Raw genomic sequence first — 4446 nt, forward strand, 5'->3', positions numbered from 1 at the left:
TTTATAACTACTTTACAACTACTTTTTATATAACTATAAGGATATCTATCATGTTACCAACTTCGAACACTCCATCCAAAAAACAATACCACTCATTACTAATAGGTGCATCAGTCGGTCTAATGGCGCTGACTTTTAGCCAAACGGCCGCCGCGATTACCACCAAAAACGTTACCTATACGGTCGATGATGAAGCCTACGAAGGCTATTATGCTAAAGCCGATGAGCCTAATGCGCCTTTTATTTTATTGATTCATGATTGGGACGGTCTAACCGATTATGAGCGTAAACGCGCGGACATGTTGGCAACTGAAGGCTACAATGTCTTAGCAGCAGATATGTTTGGACAAGGCGTACGCCCGACATCTATTGAAGAAAACAAACGCCTAACAGGCGAGCTATATGATGATCGCAGCAAAATGCGCCGTTTACTACAAGGCGCGTTAAATGCAGGACGCCTACAAGGCAATGACGTGCGCAAAGGCGTAACCATGGGTTATTGTTTTGGTGGTACAGTTGCTTTAGAGCTAGCACGTTCAGGGTTCCCGCAAAAAGCCTTTGTACCTTTTCATGGGGCGTTCGATATTCCAACCGGTCAAAGCTATGACAATACGACAGGAGAAATCTTAGTATTTCACGGATCAGCTGATGAATCTGTCTCTTTAGAGAGCTTTGCGACTTTAGGTAAGACGTTGGAAGCCACCGAGGTACCGCATGAGATGGTCACTTATAGCGGCGCACCGCACGCCTTTAGTGTCTTTGGTAGTGAACGATATGATGAACGTGCCGACAAGCGCTCTTGGAAACGTTATTTGGACTTTTTAGAAGAAGAATACAAATAATCTAACAGTGTCAAAATAAGAAAACCCAAATAACTTAAAAAACCTAAACAAAAAGCCACTTCAATCGATCATCGTCTGATCGAACTTGAAGTGGCTTTTGTATTGTAAGCGCTTGAAGTTTTATATTTTTTGAAATACCAATAATTGATTATTGGCAGGCATTGCATAAGTATTATTCAGTTGCAAATGATGTTCACTTGCTAAACTGACAATGTCTTCTTTATGGCGAATACCACTATCAGGATTGCCTGCTCTCAACATCGCATCAAATCGCTGATTGCCCTCACTGGTATAGTTACCATCTTCGTTAAACGGGCCATATACAATCAGTTTGCCATTAGCAGGTAGCGCATCACCAGCCAATGCAAATAATCGTCTAACCAAATCCCAACTAATGATATGCAGCGTATTGGCTGTAAACACTGCATCATAGGGTAAGTCTGACTGGCTATTGCTATTGCTATTGCTATCAACAGGTATCGCATCCGTACTCAAATCAAACGCCAAAGGAGCATATAGATTAGGCGTAGGATAAGCCTGATGCCAAGCCATTATATGACGATGATTACTAATGACATCGCTCGTTTGCCATTTTAGATGTGATAAATGAGGCGCAAAGTGAACACTATGTTGACCAGTACCTGACCCAATCTCTAACACATGATGAGAGTCTTGCAGCTCAATTTGTAGCACTTCTAAAATAGGCTGTTTATTATTCTCACACGCTTGGGAGCATGGCAGTGCAGAAACATCTACTTTATTATTCAAATCACCATTGTGCATTACGGCTCTCTCCAAACTGTCTATGGTGCTTTTGGTAGTGGTAGTGGTAATAGTGGTAGTAATAATAGTTGTAGCAGTTTCACTATTTCCACAAGCATTACCAAACGGCCCACTGTAAGTAAATACCTGCTAGTAAATACCTGCCTCGACCCCAGCTGCCAATGTCATTGCTAGCGCTTCTACTTGCTCGGCAAAGCTATCTTGCCAATCACCTTGTAATATCAGCGCCTCTTGAATCCATGACCAGCGTAATCCCGTGGTAATGGTTTTGAGCGCAAGCTTAGTACCCGTACCATCATGCCCTGCCCGAATATATAGCGCAAATGGCATGCCCTGCTTTTCTTCTAGTACAGGATAGTAGCAACGATCAAAGAAATCCTTGGTCAGCCCTGCCATATACGCTAGGTTTTCGGTCGTACCTAGCAGTAACGCATCAGCAGCTAATACGTCTTCTGGCTGCGTGTCCTGCGGTGATTTCAAAATGACAGTGATATCTATATCAGGATGATTGGCACCGTCAAAAGCGGCTTGAGCCAATTGCTGAGTATTAGGCGATGGCGCATGAGCGACGATGAGTAGAGTCTTAGTAGACATACTAAGCGTCAGTGCCGTTGTTAAATACTAGATTTTGAGTAATGGCAGGATCCAAGCTGTTGCCTACTGGACACGTTAACGCTGCTTTATAAAATCGTTTTAAGGTGCTCTCATCCAACACACGTGGAAAATTAACGATAATGTGTATTTCACTCACACGCCTTGGTTTGGCAGCCATGACTTTGGTGACTTCTGCGGTCGTACCTGAGATATCGATATCCATCGCTTCGGCTTTAATACCGATAATCGTTAAGATACAACTGCCCAGACTGGTGGCTAGCAAATCAGTGGGAGAAAACGCTTCGCCCTTACCGTGATTGTCCGTCGGTGCATCGGTGATGATTTGATTGTTAGACTGTAGATGAATAGCTTGTGTGCGTAAATTACCTTGGTAGGTTACTTTCGATGTTGTCATGGCGCTTCTCTTTTATAGTTGTTGTTTCTAGATTACTTCTTTTTAAAATATTAAGTGGCACAGGCTATTTTCTGTTAGGTTTAAAATTTGATTACTAATACCACCTGTTCCAATATGCCATATATTTTTTATATGATAGCCATTTACATTAACTATTTTCTAGTAAAATTCAAAAAATACACGTAAACGCACCACGTAACTCATGCCTCTCTCAAGTTCTTAATCTATATTATGTACTGCCAGTATAGAGGTAAGATTTCGTATTAGAGCTTTCTCGAAACCCCGCTACAATATGAAAACAAAGCTTTTCAATATCTATTACTCGCTGGTTAAGAATACTGAATGTATATCGCCCTCCGATGTCAGCGGCTTTCTCACGGCCATGAGCAATAGCGTTTCTATGTTCTTTAATTTCATTCAAAATCCAAACATTTATACCTTCAGGTATAGGGGTGCCCTCAAGATGAAAAATACCCCATATATCTTCTATTTGTTTATTCGAAATATTTATACCATCTGTAGGAAACACTGAATTATCTATATCTACTGGTTCAGACGAAAACAGTGCATCAAAGAATTCTTTCTTCTTGTCCCATACTTTCTTCTTGCCGCTTCCAACTAAAGCATTAAACTTTCCATCAAGAACAGTACATAATAAATATCTCTGATAGTCCATCGGCTTCAGCTGTTCCTGCCTTAATATTTCTAAATATCTAGAAACCACACTAGTAATCGTGTACTCAATAGACGAATACAATGATACGAAAAGATATCCTTTTTGGATTTTAATCAGTTCGGAATTTTGATTATCTAGTTCAAGACTCGAAATGTGACTAATCAATTCTTTTGACTGATTGAGTCTATCCATTATTTCCAATTCAACTGATTGATACATAACTACTTAAACCTATCGTAACAATAATCAATTCTTGCATTTAGTCTAGGTCTAGAGTTTGTTGCACCAGAAGTAAGCTGGGTTAATTCATCATCATCTATCCATACTGATACATTTTTACCTCGTATATCTATACCTTCTTCTATTGCATCAGCAGCTCCAATCGTTAGTGCTTCAAACAAATTAAATGGAGTTGTTGTTCGAATTCCTCTTTTAATTCCATCTGGAAGTTCATATGCTAAGGCCTCAAAAGTCTTTTCAAACGTAGAGCGATTTTTTTTGTAATCAAAAGAGGTAGACGCATCCGCCATATAGTCATTTAAAAAACTAACAACACTATGTTCAAATCTATTTCTATTATTCTTGTATGCAAAAAATCTGAGTATCAACTCATTCTTCGTACCATCTTTGACTTTTGCACTTGGAAGATTAACTACAGCATTGAAACATTCATTTTGTGCTAACTCACTAATAAAGTCGTTAAATTGCCCACGAAAAACACATGATCTAATTTCTTGATCTGTTAATTTAATACCACCAGTATTTAATCTTTCAAAAAGATCAAACCGAACTTTTAAATCACTTTTATCACTTAACGTAGTGACTTTTAAAGGTCTGAGAGAAAATTTCAACTTTAGAGTTTGTGGTAAATCATTGAAACTAGCACCGTTATACTCACTTAAAACACTTAGTCCACTTAGAACTAATGAATTTTTAAATCCGAACTTCGCTAGTTGGTACTCATTGCCAACAAAATGAATTAAAGAATTTAAACGCTGAACTCCATCTATAAGTTCCCAAGAACCATCTTTATTTGCAGCCATAAATAGACTTGGTACAGGAATACCTAAAAAAACAGACTCTATTAACCTTGATTGATTTTCTTTAGGCCACCTGAACTGACGTTGATATTCAGG

The 4446-nt window shown here is 39.1% G+C and carries 6 protein-coding genes; 1 reads left to right on the top strand and 5 read right to left on the bottom strand.

The features are described 5' to 3' along the window. The first annotated feature begins 50 nt into the window (after nucleotides 1-50). Nucleotides 51-842 (top strand): dienelactone hydrolase family protein, encoded by a 792-nt coding sequence (locus tag ACT3RN_RS14660; protein ID WP_444518760.1) that lies wholly within the window; start codon nucleotides 51-53, stop codon nucleotides 840-842. Between the two features lie 120 nt (nucleotides 843-962). On the opposite strand, the gene ACT3RN_RS14665 is transcribed toward ACT3RN_RS14660, so the two are convergent. The 5 genes from ACT3RN_RS14665 to ACT3RN_RS14685 all read right to left on the bottom strand — a co-directional run. After that, nucleotides 963-1625: a DUF938 domain-containing protein gene (locus ACT3RN_RS14665; RefSeq protein ID WP_444518761.1), complete on the bottom strand. Its 663-nt coding sequence runs from the start codon at nucleotides 1623-1625 to the stop codon at nucleotides 963-965. Between the two features lie 129 nt (nucleotides 1626-1754). Further along, nucleotides 1755-2219 (bottom strand): flavodoxin family protein, encoded by a 465-nt coding sequence (locus ACT3RN_RS14670; RefSeq protein WP_444518762.1) that lies wholly within the window; start codon nucleotides 2217-2219, stop codon nucleotides 1755-1757. 1 nt (nucleotide 2220) lies between these two features. After that, a complete protein-coding gene (locus ACT3RN_RS14675) occupies nucleotides 2221-2634 on the bottom strand; it encodes an OsmC family protein (protein ID WP_192520550.1) in 414 nt (137 codons plus the stop codon). Between the two features lie 229 nt (nucleotides 2635-2863). Beyond that, nucleotides 2864-3529: an MAE_28990/MAE_18760 family HEPN-like nuclease gene (locus tag ACT3RN_RS14680; protein WP_192520551.1), complete on the bottom strand. Its 666-nt coding sequence runs from the start codon at nucleotides 3527-3529 to the stop codon at nucleotides 2864-2866. Between the two features lie 2 nt (nucleotides 3530-3531). Then, on the bottom strand, nucleotides 3532-4446 hold a 915-nt coding region (locus ACT3RN_RS14685; RefSeq protein WP_444518763.1), incomplete at its 5' end, for a DUF262 domain-containing protein.

Source organism: Psychrobacter sp. AOP5-GZ1-6, from assembly GCF_052376345.1.
Classification (GTDB): domain Bacteria; phylum Pseudomonadota; class Gammaproteobacteria; order Pseudomonadales; family Moraxellaceae; genus Psychrobacter.